Source organism: Sphingobium sp. DN12 (genome assembly GCF_051058005.1).
Lineage (GTDB): Bacteria > Pseudomonadota > Alphaproteobacteria > Sphingomonadales > Sphingomonadaceae > Sphingobium > Sphingobium yanoikuyae.
In genome coordinates, this window is record NZ_CP173717.1 from 3,094,129 (window position 1) to 3,111,879 (window position 17,751).

Genomic DNA, 17,751 nt, shown 5'->3' on the forward strand with positions numbered 1-17,751 from the left:
GGAAAGACGCTTTCATGTTCGACGTTGCGATCATCGGCTGCGGGCCGGTGGGGGCCTTTGCGGCCAATTTACTTGGGAAAGCGGGCGTCTCGGTCCTGGTGATCGAGCGCGAGGCCAATCCCTATCCGCTGCCCCGCGCGGTCCATCTGGACCATGAGATGATGCGCCTGTTCCAGTCGGCCGGCGTCATCGACCGGGTCGCCCCGGACATGCGCGATACCGAAGGCCATCTGCATGTCGGCGCCGATCATGGCGTGATCCGCTACATGGGCACGGTCGGCCGTCCCCGCCCCTATAGCTGGTCCAACGACTATTTCTTCTACCAGCCCGAACTGGAAGACCATCTGCGCGACGCGCTGGACGTCTATCCCAATGTCGAGCTGTCGCTCGGCACCGCGTTCGAGGCGCTGGCGCAGGACGAGGACGGCGTCACGCTGACGCTGCGGTCGGACGCCGGCGAGGAACAGGTCCGCGCCCGCTATGTCATCGCCTGCGACGGCGCGCGCAGCGCGGTGCGCAAGGCGCTCGACATCGGCCTCGATGATCTGGATTTCGAGGAACCCTGGCTGGTGGTCGATGCCGAGGTCGATGGCCCGGTCCGCTTCCCCGACCTGTGGGGCGTGCCCGAAGCTGCCGACCTGCAGAAATTGTCGGTGATGATGTGCGACCCCAGGCGACCGGCCACCATCGTGCCGGGTCGTGGCAATCATCGTCGTTGGGAATTCATGCTGCTGCCCGGCGAAGATGACCAGGCGATGATGCAGCCCGATGCCGTGGCCGCACTCGTCGCCCCCTATCTCGACGGCGTGCCGCACCAGGTGGTGCGCGCGGCCACCTATCGTTTCCATGGACTGATCGCCGAGCGGTGGCGGCAGGGCGGCGTCTTCCTGGCCGGCGATGCCGCGCACCAGACGCCGCCCTTTTTCGGCCAGGGCATGTGCCATGGCCTGCGCGATGCCGCGAACCTGGCCTGGAAGCTGGAACTGGTGCTGGCGGGCAAGGCGCCCGAGAGCCTGCTCGACAGCTATCAGCCCGAGCGCGATCCCCATGTCCGCGCCGTCATCTCCGCCGCCGTGGGCGCGGGCCGCTATATCTGCGTGCTCGACCCCGACGCCGCCGCCGCGCGCGACCATCAGTTGCGCGAAGCCGCCAAGGGCGCCCAGAGCGGCACCGCTGCCGACCTGATCCCCGCCATCGCCACCGGCATCATCGCCACCGGGACGCCGGGTGCGGGCGAACGCTTCATCCAGCCGCGCGTCGGCGACCGGCTGCTGGACGATGTGACCGGCGATGGCTGGCGCCTGTTCACCCGCCAGCCGGTTGTCGGCGGCGACGTGACCGTCGTCGATGTGGCGGAGCTGGGCGATGACGGCCATGTCGCCGACTGGCTCGATGCGCGCGGCGCCGAGGCGGTGCTGGTCCGCCCCGACCATTATGTCTTCGGCACTGGCAAGCCCGCCGATCTCATCGCCCGGCGCGACGCGCTGATCGCCGGCACCGCCCGGCAGGAGATTGCGGCATGACCCTCTCGCTCGTGCAGGCCCGTACCATCATCGACGCCGCGCTCGCCAAGGCGCGCGCCGATGGCGCCCAGCCGCTGGCCGTCATCATATTGGATGCCGGCGCCCATCCGGTCGCCTTTGTGCGTGAGGATGGCGCCAGCCTGTTCCGTTTCGACATCGCGAAGGCCAAAGCCTCGGGCGCATTGGGGATGGGCGCGGATACGCGGGTGCTGGCCACCCGCGCCGCGTCCAACCCTGTCTTTTTCCAGAGCATCGCGGCGGCCACCGGCCAGATCGCCTTTTCGCCGGGCGGCGTACTGATCCGCGATGCGGCAGGCACGCTGATCGGCGCAGTCGGCATCAGCGGCGACACCGGCGAATGCGACGAGGCCTGCGCCATCGCCGGCATTGACGCCGCCGGACTTTTCCACGGAGACAGAAAATGAAGCTGCGCAGCATCGAACTGGCGCTGCCCCATGCGGGTGAGGCCGCCGCCTTCCTGACCGACATCTGGGGCATGGCCCCGGCGGCGCAAGAAGGCGAAACCCATTATCTGCGCGGATCGGGCAGCTATCCCTATCTCGTGGCGCTGACGGAATCGGCCGACGCCTATGTCCGCTCCACCACCTTCGTCTGCACCGCCGACCGGCTGGAGCAGTTGAAGCGCAGCGTCACCGCCGCCGGCCTGCCCGCGACGCCGACCGTCTCGGCCGATCTGGGCGGCGGCCATGGCATCATCGTCGAACTGGCCGAGGGCGAATTGCTGCGCTTCCTGATCGATGCCGAGGAGGTCGCGCCGATCGCGGGCGCCGACCTGCCGGTCAAGCTGACCCATGTCGTCTTCAACAGCGCCGACGCGGAAGCGACCGGCCATCTGGTCGAGGAGGCGCTGGGCTTTCGCGTCTCGGACCGGACCAAGGGCATGGTGTTCGTGCGCTGCAATGACTCGCACCATTCGACCGCCTTCGCCCGCGCCGGCTTTGCCAGCCTCAACCATATCGCCTTCGAAATGGCGGACATGGACGCGGTGATGCGCGGCATCGGCCGGTTGCGCGACCATGGCATGGTCCCCGCCTGGGGGCCGGGTCGCCATGGTCCGGGCGCCAATGTCTTCGCCTATTTCATCGCCCCCTTTGGCCCCGTCATCGAATTTTCGACCGCCGTGGAAAAGGTGGCCGACGATTATCAGCCCGGCGCGCCGGAGGACTGGACCTGGCCCGAGCGCCGGATCGACCAGTGGGGCATGTCCGACAAGGATTTCGCCGGCCTGCGCGCCGCCGAAGAGAAATTCCGCCATCGCCGCGACTGGGATGCCCGGCCGCTAGACCTGATCAACGAGGAACAAGCCTGATGCGCTATGTCAGTTTCCGCCGTCCCGACGGCACCCCCAGCTTCGGCCGGATCGAGGGCGAGACGATCGTCGAGCTGGCGACCGATGCAGCGCCGAGCCTGAAGGCCGCGCTGACCGACGGCAGCCTGTCGGGCCTGGCCGACGGCGCATCCTATGCCGCCGCCGATGTCGTGCTGCTGCCGGTGATCCCGGACCCTGCCAAGATCCTGTGCGTCGGCCTCAACTATGCCGAGCATGTCAAGGAAACCGGCCGCGAGCAGAAGGCGCATCCGGCCATCTTCGTGCGCTATGCCGACAGCCTGATCGCCGATGGCCAGCCGATGGTGAAGCCGGCCGTGACCGAACGGTTCGACTATGAGGGCGAACTGGCGCTGGTGATCGGCAAGCCCGCGCACAAGGTCGCCGCCGCCGACGCCTGGGACTATGTCGCCGGCTATGCCGCGTTCAACGACGGCAGCGCGCGCGACTGGCAGCGCCACAATATCCAGTTCACGCCGGGCAAGACCTTTCCCGGCACCGGCGGCTTCGGCCCGGCGCTGGTGACGCCCGACGAGATTGAGGATCTTGCCGCGCTGCGCGTCCAGACCCGCCTCAATGGCGAACTGGTGCAGGACCAGCCGGTCAGCGACATGATCTGGGATATCCCCACGGTCATCGAATATGTCACCGCCTTCACGCCCTTGAGCCCCGGCGACGTGATCGCCACCGGCACGCCGGGCGGCGTCGGCGATAAGCGCACCCCGCCGCTCTACATGAAGGCCGGTGACAAGGTCGAAGTGACCATCGGCATCATCGGCACGCTCAGCAACCGCATCATCGACGAACAATAACAATCATGAACCCGCATACCGGGGGAGGACAGACCATGCGTAACATCCACATCACCATTGCGGCCCTCGCCAGCGCGAGCGCCATCGCGATCGCCGCGCCGGCCTTCGCACAGGACGCGCCCGCGCCCGAACAGGCGGCACAGCCGGCGGACAATTCGGACATCATCGTCACCGCCCAGCGCAAGGCGGAGAAGGTGACCGAGGTGCCGATTTCCATCACCGTGGCCAATGCCGCCCAGCTGGAGCGGCAGCAGGTCAACACGATGAACGACCTCAACCGCGTCGCGCCGAGCCTGGAAATCCAGTCGGCGCCGGGCCAGAATACCGGCGGCGGCGGGTCGATCCGCGGCATCGGCACCCAGACCTTCTCGTCCGGCGCCGTCGCCTCGGTCGGCGTGGTCGTCGACCAGGTGAGCCAGGGCAACGCGAATATCTCCGACCTGTTCGATGTCAGCCGGATCGAAGTGCTCAAGGGGCCGCAGGGTACGCTGTTCGGCCTCACCACATCGGCCGGCGTCATCAACATCACCACCAATGCGCCCGATCCGACCGGCTTTGCCGCCCGCGTCCGCACCGAACTGTCCGACGCCGGCACCGCCGGGTCCAAGTTCGGCAACCAGATCGTGCAGGGCATGATCAACGTGCCGCTGGCCCCCAATGCCGCGCTGCGCCTGTCGGGCGTCACCAATTTCCGCCAGGGGCCGAACCGCAACGCCACCACCGGCGACTATAACGACACCAACCGTTATGGCGTGCGCGGCCGGCTGCTGTGGGAGCCGACCGACCGGGTCACAGTCAACCTCAATGGCGACTATGCCAAGAGCAAGATCGTCAACGGCGGCGACTTCTTCACCTTCGTCAAGAGCGACTTCGCCGACGAACTGTCGAGCTGTGGCGTGACTGCGGGCGAAGGCAATCGCACCTATTGCACCAGCGACCATTATGTCGGCCATTCGGAAAGCTATGGCGGCTCGTTGCAGCTCGATTATGAGGCCGATCCTTTCACCCTGACGTCGGTGACCGCCTATCGCGGATCGACCGAGACCGGTTATGGCGCCGCCAGCAACGTGTTCCGTGCCGACTCCCATGCGCTGGAAGTCTACAACTCCCCGGTGAACCGCCGCACCAGCCTGTTCACGCAGGAATTGCGCATTAGTTCGCCCGCCGACCAGTTCTTCGAATATACCGCCGGCGCCTTCTATTCGAAGCAGGTGCAGAAGCGCGATGCGGAAACCGTGACGGTCCAGCTCGACCTGCCCGACTTCATCGTCCCGATCGCCAGCACGACCACCGACGCCAACAAGGTGGTGGATGAATCGCTCGCCTTCTTCGGCCAGGGTACCTTTCACCTGTCGCCGGCACTGCGCCTGATCGCGGGCGGCCGCTACACGGTCGACCGCCTGTCCCTCGACACTTTCGGCACGGTCGGCACCAGCACCGTGCTGGATGTCGCCAAGGCATCGTGGAAGTTTGGCGCGCAATATGACCTGGCACGCAACATGATGGTCTATGCGACTGCCGCGCGCGGCTTCAAGGGCGGCCAGATCGCTACGCCAACCGGCGCCAATCCCTATGTCGTGCTGCCCGAAATCCCGACCTCCTACGAAGCGGGGCTGAAGAGCACGCTGTTCGGCGGCTGGGTCGCGGATCTCAGCATCTTCTACAGCAAGATCGACAATTTCCAGGCGCAGCAATGCACCGTCGAGGATGTCGTCATTTCCTGCGCCCAGACGAATATCGACGGCGTGAAATCGCGCGGCGCGGAAGTCAGCTTCTTCGGCAAGGTCTTTGACGGCCTGTCGCTCAACACCGGCTTCATCTATTCCAAGGCGACCTATCCGGGTGGCTATCTGGGCACCGACGGCACCAATATCGGCGGCACCCAGCTCGCCTATGCGCCCAAATACAAGTTCACTTTGTCGGGCGAATATGAAGCGCCGGTCACGAGCCGCCTGAAGGGCTTCCTGGCAGCGGATACGGTGTGGAAGTCGCGCATCCGTTATGAAGCCAACTCGCGCGAGGAAACGACGTTCCGCCCGCACTGGCTGGTCGGTGGCCGCATCGGCCTGCGCACCGATGACGATCGCTACAGCGTCGCGATCTTCGGTCGCAACCTGTTCAACGTGCATGAGCCCTCGCTGATGCAGAGCGACTTCCCGTCCGACGGCACCGCCAATATCGGCGCCATCTATGGTCCGCAGTCCTTCCGCCAGATCGGCATCAGTCTGGACGCGAAATTCTGATCCTCCTGGGGCGGGGCGCCGCTGGTGGCGTCCCGTCTTTTTTCCTAATCCTTCTGGCCAGAGGGGACATATGAAGCCGATCAGGGACACCATCGCCGCACTGGGCACCGATCTGGGACCGGACATACTCGGCCAGTGCCGGGCGCTGTTCGATGCCGAGCAGGCAGCGCTGGCGGCGGCGGTTCCGGTGACGCAGGCCGACATCGCCTATGGCCCGGACGCCCGCCATCGGCTCGACCTCTATGCCCCCAAGGGCGATGCCCCCGCGCCCATTCTGGTCTTCGTCCATGGCGGCGGCTTCCTGAAAGGCGACAAGGGCAGCGCCGACGCCTGGCCCAATGCCAATGTCGGCCGGATGGCGGCGCAGGCCGGCTTCCTGGGCGTCGTCATCAATTATCGCCTTGCCCCCGACCATGGCTGGCCGGCGGGGGCCGAGGATGTCGCGGCGGTCGTCAACTGGCTCAAGGATCATGCCGCCGAGCATGGCGGTGCCCCCGATCGCATCGTCCTGATGGGCACGTCGGCCGGCGCCGTCCATGTTGCGGGCTATCTGAAACTGGCAGGTGCCGATGCGGTGCGCGCCGCCGTGCTGCTGTCGGGTCTTTACGGCTATACCCCGCTCGATCCGCGCGACACGCTCTATTATGGCGATCCCGCGCTCTACCCGGAGCGCATGCCGCTGGAGGCCGTTGCCGCAACCGACCTGCCGCTGCTGATCGCCTGCGCCGAGTTCGACCCGCCCCGCTTCCAGGCCGAGTTTCTGAGCCTGTTGCAGGACCGGCTGGCGCGCCATGGCGCCATGCCGCGCGCCTTCATCCAGTCGGGCCATAATCATTATAGCATGGCCATGCATCTGGGCACCGCCGACCGGCGGCTGTTGCAAGAAATCTGCGCCTTCGTGCGCGAAACCACTGCCTGACAATTATAATAGGAGAGACGGAACATGCTGGATCGCCGCACCCTTCTGGCTACCGGCGCCGCGCTGATGGCCGCCCCTGCCATCGCCGCGCGCAAGAGCGCCACCCCCAATTTCCCCAAGAGCTTCTACTGGGGCGCGGCCACTGCGCCGCATCAGGTGGAGGGCAATAATATCGCCAGCGACCTGTGGTTCGTGGAGAATCAGCAGCCGACCGTCTTTGCCCAGCCTTCGGGCGACGCCTGCAACAGCTTCGCGCTGTGGGAAACCGACCTCGATCTGGTCAAGGCCATGGGCCTCAACGCCTATCGCTTCGGCATCGAATGGGCACGGATCGAGCCGGAAAAGGGCCTCTTCTCTCAGGCGATGCTCGATCATTACAAGGCGGTGATCGACGGCTGCCATGCGCGTGGCCTGGCCCCCATCGTCACCTTCAGCCATTTCACCGCGCCGCGCTGGTTCAGCGCGCAGGGCGGCTGGACCAACCCGGAAAGCGCGCAGCTTTTCGCCCGCTATTGCGACAAGGCGATGCGCGCGCTGGGCCAGGGCATCGCCAGCGCCATCACCCTCAACGAACCCAATATCCTGCTGCTCCTGAAGCCCATGCTTCCCCAGCAGGTGTGGGATATCCAGAAACTGACGCTGGAAACCGCGGCCAAGCGGCTGGGCGTGCCCAAATATGTCTGCGCCAATGTCGCGGGCTTCGACGATCTGCCCGCGCTCCAGACCGGCCTCGAAGCGGCGCACAAGGCCGGCAAGGCGGCGATCAAGGCGGTGCGTGGCGACCTGCCGGTCGGCTTCTCGCTGGCGTTGATGGACGATCAGGCGGTCGGTGCCCATTCAGTGCGCGATGCCATGCGCAAGCAGCTCTACGGCAACTGGCTGGAGATCGCGAAGGGCGACGATTTCATCGGCGTCCAGAATTACGAGCGCGCCCTGTGGGGCGACAAGGGCCGCCTGCCCGCGCCCAAGGGTTCGGCCGTCAACTGGTCCGGCACCGAAGTCTGGGCGCCTTCGCTCGGCGGCGCCGTGCGCTTTGCCCATGAGGCGACCGGCGTGCCGATCCTGGTGTCCGAACATGGCGTGGGCAGCGATGATGATGCAGTCCGCGCGAAGTTCATTCCCGAAGCGCTCGCCGGGCTCAAGGCCGCGATCGACGATGGCGTGCCGGTGCTGGGCTATTGCCACTGGTCGCTGCTCGACAATTTCGAGTGGATCTTCGGCTACAAGCCCAAATTCGGCCTGCACAGCGTCGATCCGGTGACGTTCGCCCGCACGCCCAAGCCCAGCGCCGCCGTCTATGGCGCAATCGCCCGCCGCAACGCGCTCTGACGGGGGAGGATCGCCATGAAGCGCCTTGTCCTGCTGCCGCTGCTGCTGGCCTCGCCCGGCATCGCCCAGATGCCGACGCCCGTGCCGGCGCAGGCTCCGGCCGAACCCGATGCCATCCCGCTCTATCCCGATCTCAAGGCGCCCAAGGGATCGGCCGAAAATTGGGTGCGCTTCGGCGACGACCTCGCCGTGCGCAACGTCACCGTGCCGACCATCACCCCGGTCCTGCCCGATCCGGCGAAGGCCACCGGCGCGGCGGTGATCGTCGCGCCCGGCGGCGCCTTCATGCTGCTGGCGATGGACCATGAGGGCTGGAATGTCGCGCGCTGGCTGGCCGATCATGGCGTCGCCGCCTTCGTCCTCAAATATCGGCTGAACCAGACCCCGGCCGACACGGCCGAGGCATCCGCCTATATGGGCAAGCGCATGGCGGAATCGCTCAGCGATCCCAGCGTCCCGCCGACGATCAGCGAGCCCCGCGCCACGCTGGACGCACTCGCCGCGCTACAGCGGGTGCGGTCAGGCGCCGGCCAATGGGGCGTTGATCCCCAGAGGGTCGGCATGATCGGCTTTTCCGCCGGCGCGATGACCGTGATGAACGCCACGCTGGAGGGCAAGGGTGCGGATCGCCCGTCCTTCATCGGCTATGTCTATGGTCCGATGCTGGCGCGCAATGTCCCCGCCGACGCGCCGCCGATGTTCGCGGCGATCGCCAATGACGACAGCCTGTTTCCCAATCCCTCCTATGCGCTGGTGGAAAGCTGGCGCCGGGCGCATGTGCCGGTCGAACTCCACGCCTATGAGCGCGGCGACCATGGCTTCGGCATGGGCAAGCCGGGCACGACGACCATGGGCCTGCTGCCGCAATTTCTGAGCTGGATGGACATGCGCGGCCTGCTCACGAAGGCGGGACAATGACCGGCGCCGTCTCGATTCGGCGGGAGGCGGCGATCAGCGTCGGCATCAATGGCGCGCTGAGCCTGGCCTTTTTCCTTGCCCTGTTCGGCACCCAGCCGCGCCTGCTGGCCTGGGCCGCGCCGGATCGGCTGGCGCTGGATTTCGTGCCGCAGAGCATTGCCGTTGCGCTGATGAGCGCGCTCGTCCCGGCACTGATCGCGCGCAAACGGGTGGGTGGCGCCTTGCGGACGATCCTGCTGCGCGCCGCCGGCTTTGCGCTGGCCGGTGCCGCGCTGGGCGGGCTGCTGTCGCTCGCGACCGGTGGCCTGCCGCCGATCGGCTGGGGCGCCGCGCTGGCCATCAAGATCGCCTATGGCGGCGCGCTCGGTGCGCTGGTCGCCAGCCTGGCGCTGCGGCGGATGCTCTCGTCCGCCCCTATCATCTGACATGAGGATTGCCCCGATGACCTTCCGTTCCCTGCGTCTCGCCATGCTGCTGGCCGGCACTGTTCTCGCCATGCCGGCCCAGGCCGACGATCTGGCCGACGGCTTCAACAATCCGCCCCAGTCGGCCCGGCCGCGGGTGTGGTGGCACTGGCTGAACGGCAATGTGACCAAGGACGGGATCGACAAGGATCTCGACTGGCTGGCGCGCATCGGCATTGGCGGGGTGCAGAATTTCGACGCCAATCTGCAGACGCCGCAGATCGTCAAGGAACGGCTGGTCTATATGACCGACGGCTGGAAGGACGCCTTCCGCCACGCCGTCCAGACCGCCGATGCCAAGGGGCTGGAATTCGCCATCGCCGCCTCGCCGGGCTGGAGCGAGACCGGCGGCCCCTGGGTCAAGCCGCAGGATGCGATGAAGAAGCTGGTCTGGGCGCAAACCGAGGTCGAAGGCGGCAAGCGGATAAAGGGCGCCCTGCCCGCCCCGTCCAATGTGACCGGCGCGTTCCAGAGCGCGAAGTTCAGCGATCCGCTGGCGGGCGACGCGGAGATACCGGACCAGCCGCGCGCCTATGGCGAGGCGCGGGTGCTGGCCTATCCGATTGCAGCGGCGCCCTTGCCGACGCCCCGCATCCTCGACGCCGATGGCCAGCCGATCGCGGGCGCCGCGGCGCTGGGCGACAGCGATCTGGAAAGCGTGGCGCAGATGACCAAGGGCGATGCGGCGCATCCCGGCACGCTGATCCTCGATTATGGCAAGCCCGTCACGGTGCGATCGGCCAGCCTGTTCGTGCCCCATGCCCGCCCGCCCTTCGGCGACCCCGCCTATCGCCCGACGATCGAGGCGGAGACGGCGCAGGGCTGGCAGCCGCTCGGCCGCTTCTCGCTGACCGAAGTCGCCTCCACCACCAGCTTTGCGCCGGTCACGGCGCAGCGCTTCCGACTGGTCCTGTCGCCCAATGACGCCGCCAAGTCGCCGGGCCTGGGCGATGGCGCGCCCGGCGCGGTGATGATCGACGTGTTCGGCCGTCCGGCCAGCCCGACCCTGGGCATTGGCGACCTGCGCCTGTCGGCCGAGGCGCGGATCGACCAGTTTGAAGCGAAGGCCGGCTATGCCATCGCATCCGATTATAACCGTTTGGATATGGGTCCGGCCGATGCCCCGGCGATCGATCCGGCCAGGGTCATCGACCTGACCGACCGGCTGCGCCCCGACGGCACGCTCGACTGGACCGCACCCAGGGGCACGCGCTGGCGCATCGTCCGCATGGGCTGGTCGCTGACCGGCAAGACCAACCACCCCGCCACGCCCGAAGCCACCGGGCTGGAGGTCGACAAATATGATGCGGCCGCCGTGCGCCGCTATCTCGAAACCTATCTCGCCATGTATCGCGATGCGGTCGGCGCCGACTGGATCGGCAGGAAGGGCATCAGCGCGCTGCTGACCGACAGTATCGAGGTGGGCGCATCCAACTGGACGCCGCGCATGGTGGAGGAGTTCAAGGCGCGGCGCGGCTATGATCCCGTCCCCTTCCTGCCGACCCTGACCGGCGCGGTGGTGGGATCGGCGGCGCGCAGCGACGCCTTCCTGCATGATTATCGCCAGACCCTGGCCGACCTGCTGGCCGATGCCCATTATGGCACGGTAGCGCAGGTCGCGCATGAGCATGGCCTGACCGTCTATGGCGAGGCGCTGGAAAATGGCCGGCCGGTGCTGGGCGACGACCTGGCCATGCGCGCGCATACCGATGTGCCGATGGCGGCGATGTGGACCTTCAACCGCGGCAGCGCGCCGCGCCCGACGCTGATCGGCGACATGAAGGGCGCGGCATCGGTTGCCCATATCTATGGCCAGAATATCGTGTCGGCCGAAAGCATGACCTCGGCCTTCGCCCCTTGGGCCTTCGCGCCGGCAGACCTCAAGCGCGTGATCGACCTGGAATTCGTGTCGGGCGTCAACCGGCCGATCGTCCACACCTCCGTCCACCAGCCGGTGGATGACAAGGTGCCGGGCCTCAGCCTCATGATCTTCGGCCAATATTTCAATCGCCACGAAAGCTGGGCCAATATGGCCAAGCCCTGGGTCGACTATATGGCGCGCACCGGCTTCCTGTTGCAGCAGGGCCGCGACCATGCCGACATCGCCTATTTCTATGGCGAGGATGCGCCGATCACCGCGCTGTTCGAACATGGCGTGCCGGCCGACCTGCCCAGCGATTATGCCTATGACTTCGTCAATGCCGAGATTTTGGCGACCAAGGCGTCGGTGCAGGATGGCGACCTGATCGCCGGCAAGGCGCGCTACAAGGCGCTGTATCTGGGCGGATCGAGCAAGGTGATGACGCTCGCCACGCTGCAGCGCATCGCCGCACTGGTCGAGGCTGGCGCTACCCTGATCGGCACCGCACCCGACCGCGCGCCCGGCCTGCAGGATGATCCCGCCGCCTTCCGCGCGCTGGTGGCGAAGCTGTGGAGCGGTCAGCCGGTCGGCAGGGGCAAGGTGATCGCCAGCGCCGATGTCGACACCGCGCTCGCCGGCACGGGCATCGGCGCCGATTTTCGCGTGACCGGCAGCAGCGATGCCGGTGCCTATCGCTTCCTCCATCGCGCCCTGCCCGATGGCGACCTTTATTATGTGACCAATGGCAAGGCGCAGGCCGAGCATATCGAAGCGCGCTTCCGCGTCACCGGCCGCCAGCCGGAAATCTGGCGTGCGATCGACGGCAGCGCCGCGCCGCTATCCTACCGGACCGAGGGCAGCGACACGATCGTCCCGCTCGATGTCGGGCCGGAGGACGCCGTCTTCATCCTGTTCCGCAAGCCGGCGAAGGCCCCCAGCCGGACGATCGCGCCGGCGGCGGTGAAGCCGGTCGCCACCCTGTCGCAGCCCTGGACCGTGCGCTTCCAGCCGGGTCGCGGCGCGCCGGCCGAGATCGCGATGCCGACGCTGACGGCGCTCGACAAGAGCAGCGATCCGGGCGTGCGCTATTTCTCGGGCGAGGCGACCTATGCCAGCAGCTTTACGCTGCCCAGGGGCGCCAAAGCCGGCGCTCCGCTCTGGCTTGATCTCGGCAGCGTCGGCGATGTCGCGGAGGTGCGGGTCAATGGCCAGGTCGCGGGCACAAGCTGGTTCGCCCCCTATCGGCTGGATGTCGGCAGGCTGGTGAAGCCCGGCCGCAACGCGATCGAGGTGAAGGTCGCGAACCTGTGGGTCAATCGCCTGATCGGCGACCAGCAGCCCGGCGCACAGAAGATCACCTTCACCGCCGCCCCCACCTATCGCCCCGATGCGCCGCTGCGTCCGTCGGGCCTGATCGGGCCGGTCACGCTGTCGGCCGAACAATAAGCAGGGGCCGCGCGGATGCTCGCTTGAACGACGGAAAGTCGCCGCCTATCAGGCGGTCATCATGACCGACGATCAGCAGAGCATCCGCGCCATCCTCGACCGGCTGCGCGCCCCGGCGGGCAATCCCGTGGCCCGCGCCCGCTGGCTGGTGGAACGGCAGGTGCCCGAAGCGCGGCGCGGCCCCGGCTGGGACCGGCACTGGCGGGAACTGGAAGCCTATCTGGACAGCCCGGTCAGTTGGTCGGGCAATCGCGATGCGGACGGGATCGAAGGGTGGGACGATGACGTCTGACCGGCTGATCGACATGATGATCGCGCGGCTGGTGATCGCCCATGGCAAGAGCAAGCATCATTGGCGCAAGGCGATCGGTCCGGTCCGAATCTACAGCCGCGCTACCCATCCCCATTGCAACTGGGCCTTCACGCCGAGCGGCACGCCGGGCGAGATATCGGTGATCGAGACGCTGCTCGACGATCTGCACCTGCGCCATCCGCTGATCGATCGGTAATACCAAGCCCGCGCGGCGCTTGAGCGTTGCAAGGTGCTGATGCGCCAGCATCACTGCACCTTGTCAAAAACAAAGGGCGCGGACGGCCGGTCGCCATCCACGCCCCCTTGCGACCCCGAAGGGATCGGAATCAGCCGGCGAGCTGCGTTTCCAGTTCGCCCAGCACGCGATAGCAGTCGAACACCTTGGCGACCGAGCTGTTGGGTTCGCGGCCCTCGCGGATGGCGCTGATGAACTCGCGGTCCTGCAGCTCGATGCCATTGTTGGAGATGGCGACGCCGGCCAGGTCGATCGGCTCTTCCTTGCCGTTCACCAGATCGTCGTAGCGGGCGATATAGGTGTCGGTGTCGCCGATATAGCGGAAGAAGGTGCCAAGCGGCCCGTCATTGTTGAAGCTCAGCGACAGGGTGCAGATGGCGCCGGTCTCGCTCTTCAATTGGATCGACATGTCCATGGCGATGCCCAGTTCCGGATGGATCGGCCCCTGCATCGCATGGGCGGCGACGATCTTGCCGGCCTGATAGGCGAACAGGTCGACCGTATGCGCGGCATGATGCCACAGAAGATGGTCGGTCCACGACCGCGGCTCGCCCTTGGCATTGATGTTCTTGCGGCGGAAGAAATAGGTCTGCACGTCCATCTGCTGGACGTTGAATTCGCCCGCCTGGATGCGGTTGTGGACGAACTGGTGCGACGGGTTGAAGCGGCGGGTATGGCCGACCATGCAGACAAGACCGGTTTCCTGCTGCTTGGCGAGCACCGCCTGCGCATCGGCCCAGCTGTCGGCCAGCGGGATTTCCACCTCGACATGCTTGCCCGCGTTCATGCAGGCGATCGCCTGTTCCGCGTGCATCTGGGTCGGCGTACACAGGATCACCGCATCGACATCGTCACGCGCCAGCGTCTCGTTGAGATCGGTCGTCACATGGCCGATGCCATATTTCTCTGCGACCTTCTTCGTCGCCTCCAGTTCGCGGCCGATGATCGAGGTGACGGTGACGCCGTCGATATTCTTGAGGCCATCAAGATGCTTTTCGCCAAAGGCGCCGGCACCGGCGAGGGCAATACGCATGCTATTCTCCTAGGACAGGTTAGCGGGCGGGTTCGAGCACCAGGTGCCCGACTGCGGTGTTGGAAGCGGGAACATGATAATGGCGGTGCAGCGGCCGGACCTTGTCGCCCAGCGCCCCGCGCATGATCAGCCACATGACCATCTCGATCCCTTCGGACCCGGTCTCGCGCAGATATTCGATATGCTCGATCGCGCGCAGCGCCTCGCCATCGTCGCTCTGGCTCATCAGGTCGAGGAAACGATTGTCCCACTCGGCATTGATGAGGCCGGCGCGCGGCCCCTGAAGCTGGTGGCTCATGCCGCCCGTGCCCCAGATCTGGACGTTGAGATCCTCGGGGAAGCTGTCGACCGCGCGGGCGATCGCCTCGCCCAGCCGCCAGCAGCGATTGCCCGACGGCGGCGGATAGGTGACGACATTGACCGCCACCGGGATCACCCGGCACGGCCAGGCGTCGGGCTGGCCGAACATCAGGCTCAACGGCACGGTCAGGCCATGGTCGACATCCATTTCGTTGATGATGGTCATGTCGAATTCGTCGAGGATCAGGCTCTGGGCGATGTGCCAGGCCAGGTCTGGCTCGCCGATTACGTCGGGCACCGGGCGCGGCCCCCAGCCCTCGTCGGCCGGCTTGTAGCGTTCCCCACAGCCGATCGCGAAGGTCGGGATGATCTTCATGTCGAAGGCGGAGGCATGGTCATTATAGACCAGGATCACGACATCGGGCTTTTCCTGCGCGATCCATTGCCGCGACCAGTCATAGCCGGCGAACAAAGGCTGCCAGTAAGGCTCGGCGGTCTTGCCCAGATCCATGGCAGCGCCGATGGCGGGCACATGGCTGGTGGCGACGCCGGCAGTGATGCGGGCCATCAGCGTTTCTCCTTGATGGAGCGGACGCCCTGAGGCGAGCGGCCGCCGGCGATCATCATCGCCTGATAATCTTCCGGGCTCATCCCGGTCATGGTGCCGACCGCCTGCAGGAAGCTGAGGCCGTCGGTCGAGAACACCTTGGCGAGGAAATAGATGTTCCCGCCCAGGTCCAGGCAACGATTATAGTCGCGGTCCAGGATCGCCTGTTTCTGCGCCTCGGTCATCGGCCATTCGTCGATATAGGCGCGCTCGCCGGCCAGCCAGCGGACGCGGTTTTCCGCCTTCATCAGGCTCATCGCAAACTGGTTCATCCAATAGCCCTGACGCGCCCGCGCCGCGGTATAGACGCGGGTGCCGGGGATATCGTCGAACTCGGCGAGATATTCGTGGATATCGATGCTCATCTCATCCTCTCTTGGCATCCATCCCCCGGCCCTTCCTTCCAACAAAGGACCGGGGGATGAACGCGCCCCTCCGCGGGGATAGGGTTACAGGCCGCGCGCCTTCAATTGCGCGTCGAGCCGGGGGAAGACCCGGCGGGCATTGCCCTCGAAGATCGCGGCACGCTCGCCCTCGCTGATGTCCAGCGCATCGACATAGCGCTTGGTATCGTCGAAATAATGGCCGGTGGTGGGATCGATGCCGCGCACCGCGCCGACCATTTCCGACCCGAACAGGATATTCTTGTTGTCGATCACGTCGGCCAGCAGGTCGACGCCGGGCTGATGATAGACACAGGTGTCGAAGAAGATGTTGTTCATCAGATGGGTCGACAGGTCGGGCTTCTTCAGCATGTCGGCCAGACCGCGATAGCGGCCCCAATGATAGGGCACCGCGCCGCCGCCATGCGGGATGATGAACTTGAGCGTCGGGAAGTCCCTGAACAGGTCGCCTTCCAGCAACTGCATGAAGGCGATGGTGTCGGCCGCGATATAATAGCCGCCGGTCGCGTGCATCGCCGGATTGCAGCTGCCCGACACATGGATCATCGCCGGCACGTCCAGCTCGACCATCTTTTCGTAGAAGGGATACCAATACGTGTCCGTCAGCGGCGGATGCTGGAAATGACCGCCGCCCGGATCGGGATTGAGGTTGCAACCGATGAAACCCATGTCGATGCAGCGTTCCAGCTCGGCAATGCTGTTCGCCATGTCCGCCTTGGGCGACTGGGGCAGCATGCACACGCCGACGAAGGTTTCGGGGAACAGGCCGACGACGCGCGCGATCAGGTCGTTGCAGCGCATCGCCCATTCCTTCGCCACCGCCGCGTCGCCGACATGGGGGGCCATGGCGGAAGCGCGCGGCGAGAAGATGGTGAGGTCGGCGCCGCGTTCCTTGATCAGGCGCAGCTGGTTCGCCTCGATCGTCTCGCGGATTTCGGCGTCGCTGATGTCGGGATAGGCGGGGGCAGGCACGCCCGCCTTGAACGCCGCCTTCTGCTCCTCGCGCCAGGCGTCATGCCCCTTGGGCAGCACGGTATAATGGCCGTGGCAGTCGATAATCATGGTCATGCCGCGTCGGCCTTTCCTGTCTGTTCTGCTCTTGCTTGGATGATGCTGTCGATCTTGGCGCCCAGCCCTGCGGGCGGTGCCTTGAGGCCCAGCGTGCCGATCGCCTGCTGGCGCTCGACCGTGCCGCGCGTCATCGCGGAACCAGTGCCAAAGCCGTCGAGCGTTTTGACCACCTCCGCCATCTCGGCTGCGCGGCGCAGCCCGTGGACCATCATGCGGTCGAGATTATAGTCGGCCCGGATATCCCAGGGGCGCGGCTTCTCGCTGGCGTCGAGCGATCCAATCACCTCGTCCAGCACGCCCGCCGCATCGGCCGCCAGCATGCATTCGGCGGTCAGCGCTTCCAGCCCCTTGACCATCACCGACCGGATCATCTTGATCGCCGACGCCCGGCCGACGGCCTCCCCGACGACGCGGATATTGGTGAAGCCCAGCCGGGCCAGCCCTGCCCGCGCCGCGTCGGCATGAGCGCCGCTGACCAGCAGCGGCACGTTCAGCCGGGCCGGATCGACCGGCGCCATGACGGCGACATCGACATAATGGCCACCGGCCGCCTCGATCGCGCGGGCTGCCGCCTGCTTGGTTTGCGGCGCGACGCTGTTGAGATCGCAATAGAGGGCGCCGGGCGCGATATGAGCGGCGGCAGCCTGCGCCACCGCCAGCGCCTGGTCGGCGGTGACGAGCGACAGGATGAAGGTGACGGGCGCGACGGCATCGGCCAGCGTCGGCACGGCCCGGACGCCGGCCCTGGCACAGCGCGCCAGCATCGCATCGCGGGTGGCGCCGGCATCCGTCTGGATATCATAGACGCGGGCCGCGTCGATCCAGTCCCCCGCCATCGCAAAGGTGGCCCCTGCCTCGCCAAATCCGATCAGACCGATTTCCTGCTCCATGGCGGGTTGGATGACGGATCATGTCTGATGCCGCC

At 66.5% G+C, this 17,751-nt stretch carries 17 protein-coding genes; 12 read left to right on the forward strand and 5 right to left on the reverse strand.

From position 1 onward, the window contains the following. Positions 1–14 precede the first annotated feature (14 nt). The 12 genes from ACI6S0_RS14590 to ACI6S0_RS14645 all read left to right on the forward strand — a co-directional run bounded on the left by ACI6S0_RS14590 (position 15) and on the right by ACI6S0_RS14645 (position 13,372). On the forward strand, positions 15–1,523 hold the full coding sequence (locus ACI6S0_RS14590; protein ID WP_434403502.1) for a bifunctional 3-(3-hydroxy-phenyl)propionate/3-hydroxycinnamic acid hydroxylase: 1,509 nt from the start codon (positions 15–17) through the stop codon (positions 1,521–1,523). Further along, positions 1,520–1,948, forward strand: coding sequence for a GlcG/HbpS family heme-binding protein (locus ACI6S0_RS14595; RefSeq protein ID WP_434403503.1), 429 nt, complete (start codon positions 1,520–1,522; stop codon positions 1,946–1,948). The genes ACI6S0_RS14590 and ACI6S0_RS14595 overlap by 4 nt, the downstream gene beginning before the upstream one ends. After that, a complete protein-coding gene (locus tag ACI6S0_RS14600) occupies positions 1,945–2,853 on the forward strand; it encodes a VOC family protein (protein ID WP_434403504.1) in 909 nt (302 codons plus the stop codon). The genes ACI6S0_RS14595 and ACI6S0_RS14600 overlap by 4 nt, the downstream gene beginning before the upstream one ends. After that, positions 2,853–3,683: a fumarylacetoacetate hydrolase family protein gene (locus tag ACI6S0_RS14605; RefSeq protein ID WP_434403505.1), complete on the forward strand. Its 831-nt coding sequence runs from the start codon at positions 2,853–2,855 to the stop codon at positions 3,681–3,683. Before ACI6S0_RS14600 ends, ACI6S0_RS14605 begins: the two co-directional genes overlap by 1 nt. A 35-nt stretch (positions 3,684–3,718) precedes the next feature. Beyond that, positions 3,719–5,926 (forward strand): TonB-dependent receptor, encoded by a 2,208-nt coding sequence (locus ACI6S0_RS14610; protein ID WP_434403506.1) that lies wholly within the window; start codon positions 3,719–3,721, stop codon positions 5,924–5,926. Between the two features lie 70 nt (positions 5,927–5,996). After that, the gene (locus ACI6S0_RS14615; RefSeq protein WP_434403507.1) at positions 5,997–6,845 is read left to right on the forward strand and encodes an alpha/beta hydrolase; all 849 of its coding nucleotides are present in this window, start codon (positions 5,997–5,999) and stop codon (positions 6,843–6,845) included. A 24-nt stretch (positions 6,846–6,869) separates the two neighbouring features. Then, positions 6,870–8,174 carry a family 1 glycosylhydrolase gene (locus ACI6S0_RS14620; RefSeq protein ID WP_434403508.1) on the forward strand — a complete coding sequence of 435 codons (1,305 nt, stop codon included), beginning with the start codon at positions 6,870–6,872 and terminating at the stop codon, positions 8,172–8,174. Between the two features lie 15 nt (positions 8,175–8,189). After that, positions 8,190–9,092, forward strand: a complete 903-nt coding sequence (locus ACI6S0_RS14625) for an alpha/beta hydrolase (protein ID WP_434403509.1) — start codon at positions 8,190–8,192, stop codon at positions 9,090–9,092. Next, positions 9,089–9,517: a hypothetical protein gene (locus ACI6S0_RS14630; RefSeq protein ID WP_434403510.1), complete on the forward strand. Its 429-nt coding sequence runs from the start codon at positions 9,089–9,091 to the stop codon at positions 9,515–9,517. Before ACI6S0_RS14625 ends, ACI6S0_RS14630 begins: the two co-directional genes overlap by 4 nt. Positions 9,518–9,533: 16 nt before the next feature. Next, complete coding sequence (locus ACI6S0_RS14635; protein WP_434403511.1) at positions 9,534–12,863, forward strand: glycosyl hydrolase; 3,330 nt, start codon at positions 9,534–9,536, stop codon at positions 12,861–12,863. A gap of 61 nt (positions 12,864–12,924) precedes the next feature. Then, a complete protein-coding gene (locus ACI6S0_RS14640; RefSeq protein ID WP_004208426.1) occupies positions 12,925–13,155 on the forward strand; it encodes a hypothetical protein in 231 nt (76 codons plus the stop codon). Beyond that, the gene (locus ACI6S0_RS14645) at positions 13,145–13,372 is read left to right on the forward strand and encodes a hypothetical protein (RefSeq protein ID WP_004208427.1); all 228 of its coding nucleotides are present in this window, start codon (positions 13,145–13,147) and stop codon (positions 13,370–13,372) included. Before ACI6S0_RS14640 ends, ACI6S0_RS14645 begins: the two co-directional genes overlap by 11 nt. A 130-nt stretch (positions 13,373–13,502) precedes the next feature. Here the strand turns inward: ACI6S0_RS14645 and ACI6S0_RS14650 are convergent, their stop codons facing one another. From ACI6S0_RS14650 to ACI6S0_RS14670, 5 genes are all read right to left on the reverse strand, one after another. Next, positions 13,503–14,444, reverse strand: a complete 942-nt coding sequence (locus ACI6S0_RS14650) for a Gfo/Idh/MocA family oxidoreductase (protein ID WP_097384488.1) — start codon at positions 14,442–14,444, stop codon at positions 13,503–13,505. A gap of 19 nt (positions 14,445–14,463) precedes the next feature. Next, positions 14,464–15,312: a class III extradiol dioxygenase subunit beta gene (locus ACI6S0_RS14655; protein ID WP_048937639.1), complete on the reverse strand. Its 849-nt coding sequence runs from the start codon at positions 15,310–15,312 to the stop codon at positions 14,464–14,466. Next, on the reverse strand, positions 15,312–15,716 hold the full coding sequence (gene ligA, locus ACI6S0_RS14660; protein WP_004208430.1) for a protocatechuate 4,5-dioxygenase subunit alpha: 405 nt from the start codon (positions 15,714–15,716) through the stop codon (positions 15,312–15,314). The genes ACI6S0_RS14655 and ligA overlap by 1 nt, the downstream gene beginning before the upstream one ends. A gap of 84 nt (positions 15,717–15,800) precedes the next feature. Beyond that, complete coding sequence (locus ACI6S0_RS14665) at positions 15,801–16,823, reverse strand: amidohydrolase family protein (protein WP_434403512.1); 1,023 nt, start codon at positions 16,821–16,823, stop codon at positions 15,801–15,803. Next, on the reverse strand, positions 16,820–17,716 hold the full coding sequence (locus ACI6S0_RS14670) for a DUF1932 domain-containing protein (RefSeq protein WP_434403513.1): 897 nt from the start codon (positions 17,714–17,716) through the stop codon (positions 16,820–16,822). The genes ACI6S0_RS14665 and ACI6S0_RS14670 overlap by 4 nt, the downstream gene beginning before the upstream one ends. Positions 17,717–17,751: the final 35 nt, after the last annotated feature.

What these genes read in the sequence shown, in the direction of transcription:
- ACI6S0_RS14670 (WP_434403513.1), bottom strand. Translation starts at nt 17,716, where the DNA reads ATGGAGCAGGAAATCGGTCTGATCGGATTTGGCGAGGCAGGGGCCACC.
- ACI6S0_RS14665 (WP_434403512.1), bottom strand. Translation starts at nt 16,823, where the DNA reads ATGACCATGATTATCGACTGCCACGGCCATTATACCGTGCTGCCCAAG.
- ligA (WP_004208430.1), bottom strand. Translation starts at nt 15,716, where the DNA reads ATGAGCATCGATATCCACGAATATCTCGCCGAGTTCGACGATATCCCC.
- ACI6S0_RS14625 (WP_434403509.1), top strand. Translation starts at nt 8,190, where the DNA reads ATGAAGCGCCTTGTCCTGCTGCCGCTGCTGCTGGCCTCGCCCGGCATC.
- ACI6S0_RS14645 (WP_004208427.1), top strand. Translation starts at nt 13,145, where the DNA reads ATGACGTCTGACCGGCTGATCGACATGATGATCGCGCGGCTGGTGATC.
- ACI6S0_RS14620 (WP_434403508.1), top strand. Translation starts at nt 6,870, where the DNA reads ATGCTGGATCGCCGCACCCTTCTGGCTACCGGCGCCGCGCTGATGGCC.
- ACI6S0_RS14600 (WP_434403504.1), top strand. Translation starts at nt 1,945, where the DNA reads ATGAAGCTGCGCAGCATCGAACTGGCGCTGCCCCATGCGGGTGAGGCC.
- ACI6S0_RS14590 (WP_434403502.1), top strand. Translation starts at nt 15, where the DNA reads ATGTTCGACGTTGCGATCATCGGCTGCGGGCCGGTGGGGGCCTTTGCG.
- ACI6S0_RS14640 (WP_004208426.1), top strand. Translation starts at nt 12,925, where the DNA reads ATGACCGACGATCAGCAGAGCATCCGCGCCATCCTCGACCGGCTGCGC.
- ACI6S0_RS14605 (WP_434403505.1), top strand. Translation starts at nt 2,853, where the DNA reads ATGCGCTATGTCAGTTTCCGCCGTCCCGACGGCACCCCCAGCTTCGGC.
- ACI6S0_RS14595 (WP_434403503.1), top strand. Translation starts at nt 1,520, where the DNA reads ATGACCCTCTCGCTCGTGCAGGCCCGTACCATCATCGACGCCGCGCTC.
- ACI6S0_RS14650 (WP_097384488.1), bottom strand. Translation starts at nt 14,444, where the DNA reads ATGCGTATTGCCCTCGCCGGTGCCGGCGCCTTTGGCGAAAAGCATCTT.
- ACI6S0_RS14615 (WP_434403507.1), top strand. Translation starts at nt 5,997, where the DNA reads ATGAAGCCGATCAGGGACACCATCGCCGCACTGGGCACCGATCTGGGA.
- ACI6S0_RS14630 (WP_434403510.1), top strand. Translation starts at nt 9,089, where the DNA reads ATGACCGGCGCCGTCTCGATTCGGCGGGAGGCGGCGATCAGCGTCGGC.
- ACI6S0_RS14635 (WP_434403511.1), top strand. Translation starts at nt 9,534, where the DNA reads ATGACCTTCCGTTCCCTGCGTCTCGCCATGCTGCTGGCCGGCACTGTT.
- ACI6S0_RS14610 (WP_434403506.1), top strand. Translation starts at nt 3,719, where the DNA reads ATGCGTAACATCCACATCACCATTGCGGCCCTCGCCAGCGCGAGCGCC.
- ACI6S0_RS14655 (WP_048937639.1), bottom strand. Translation starts at nt 15,312, where the DNA reads ATGGCCCGCATCACTGCCGGCGTCGCCACCAGCCATGTGCCCGCCATC.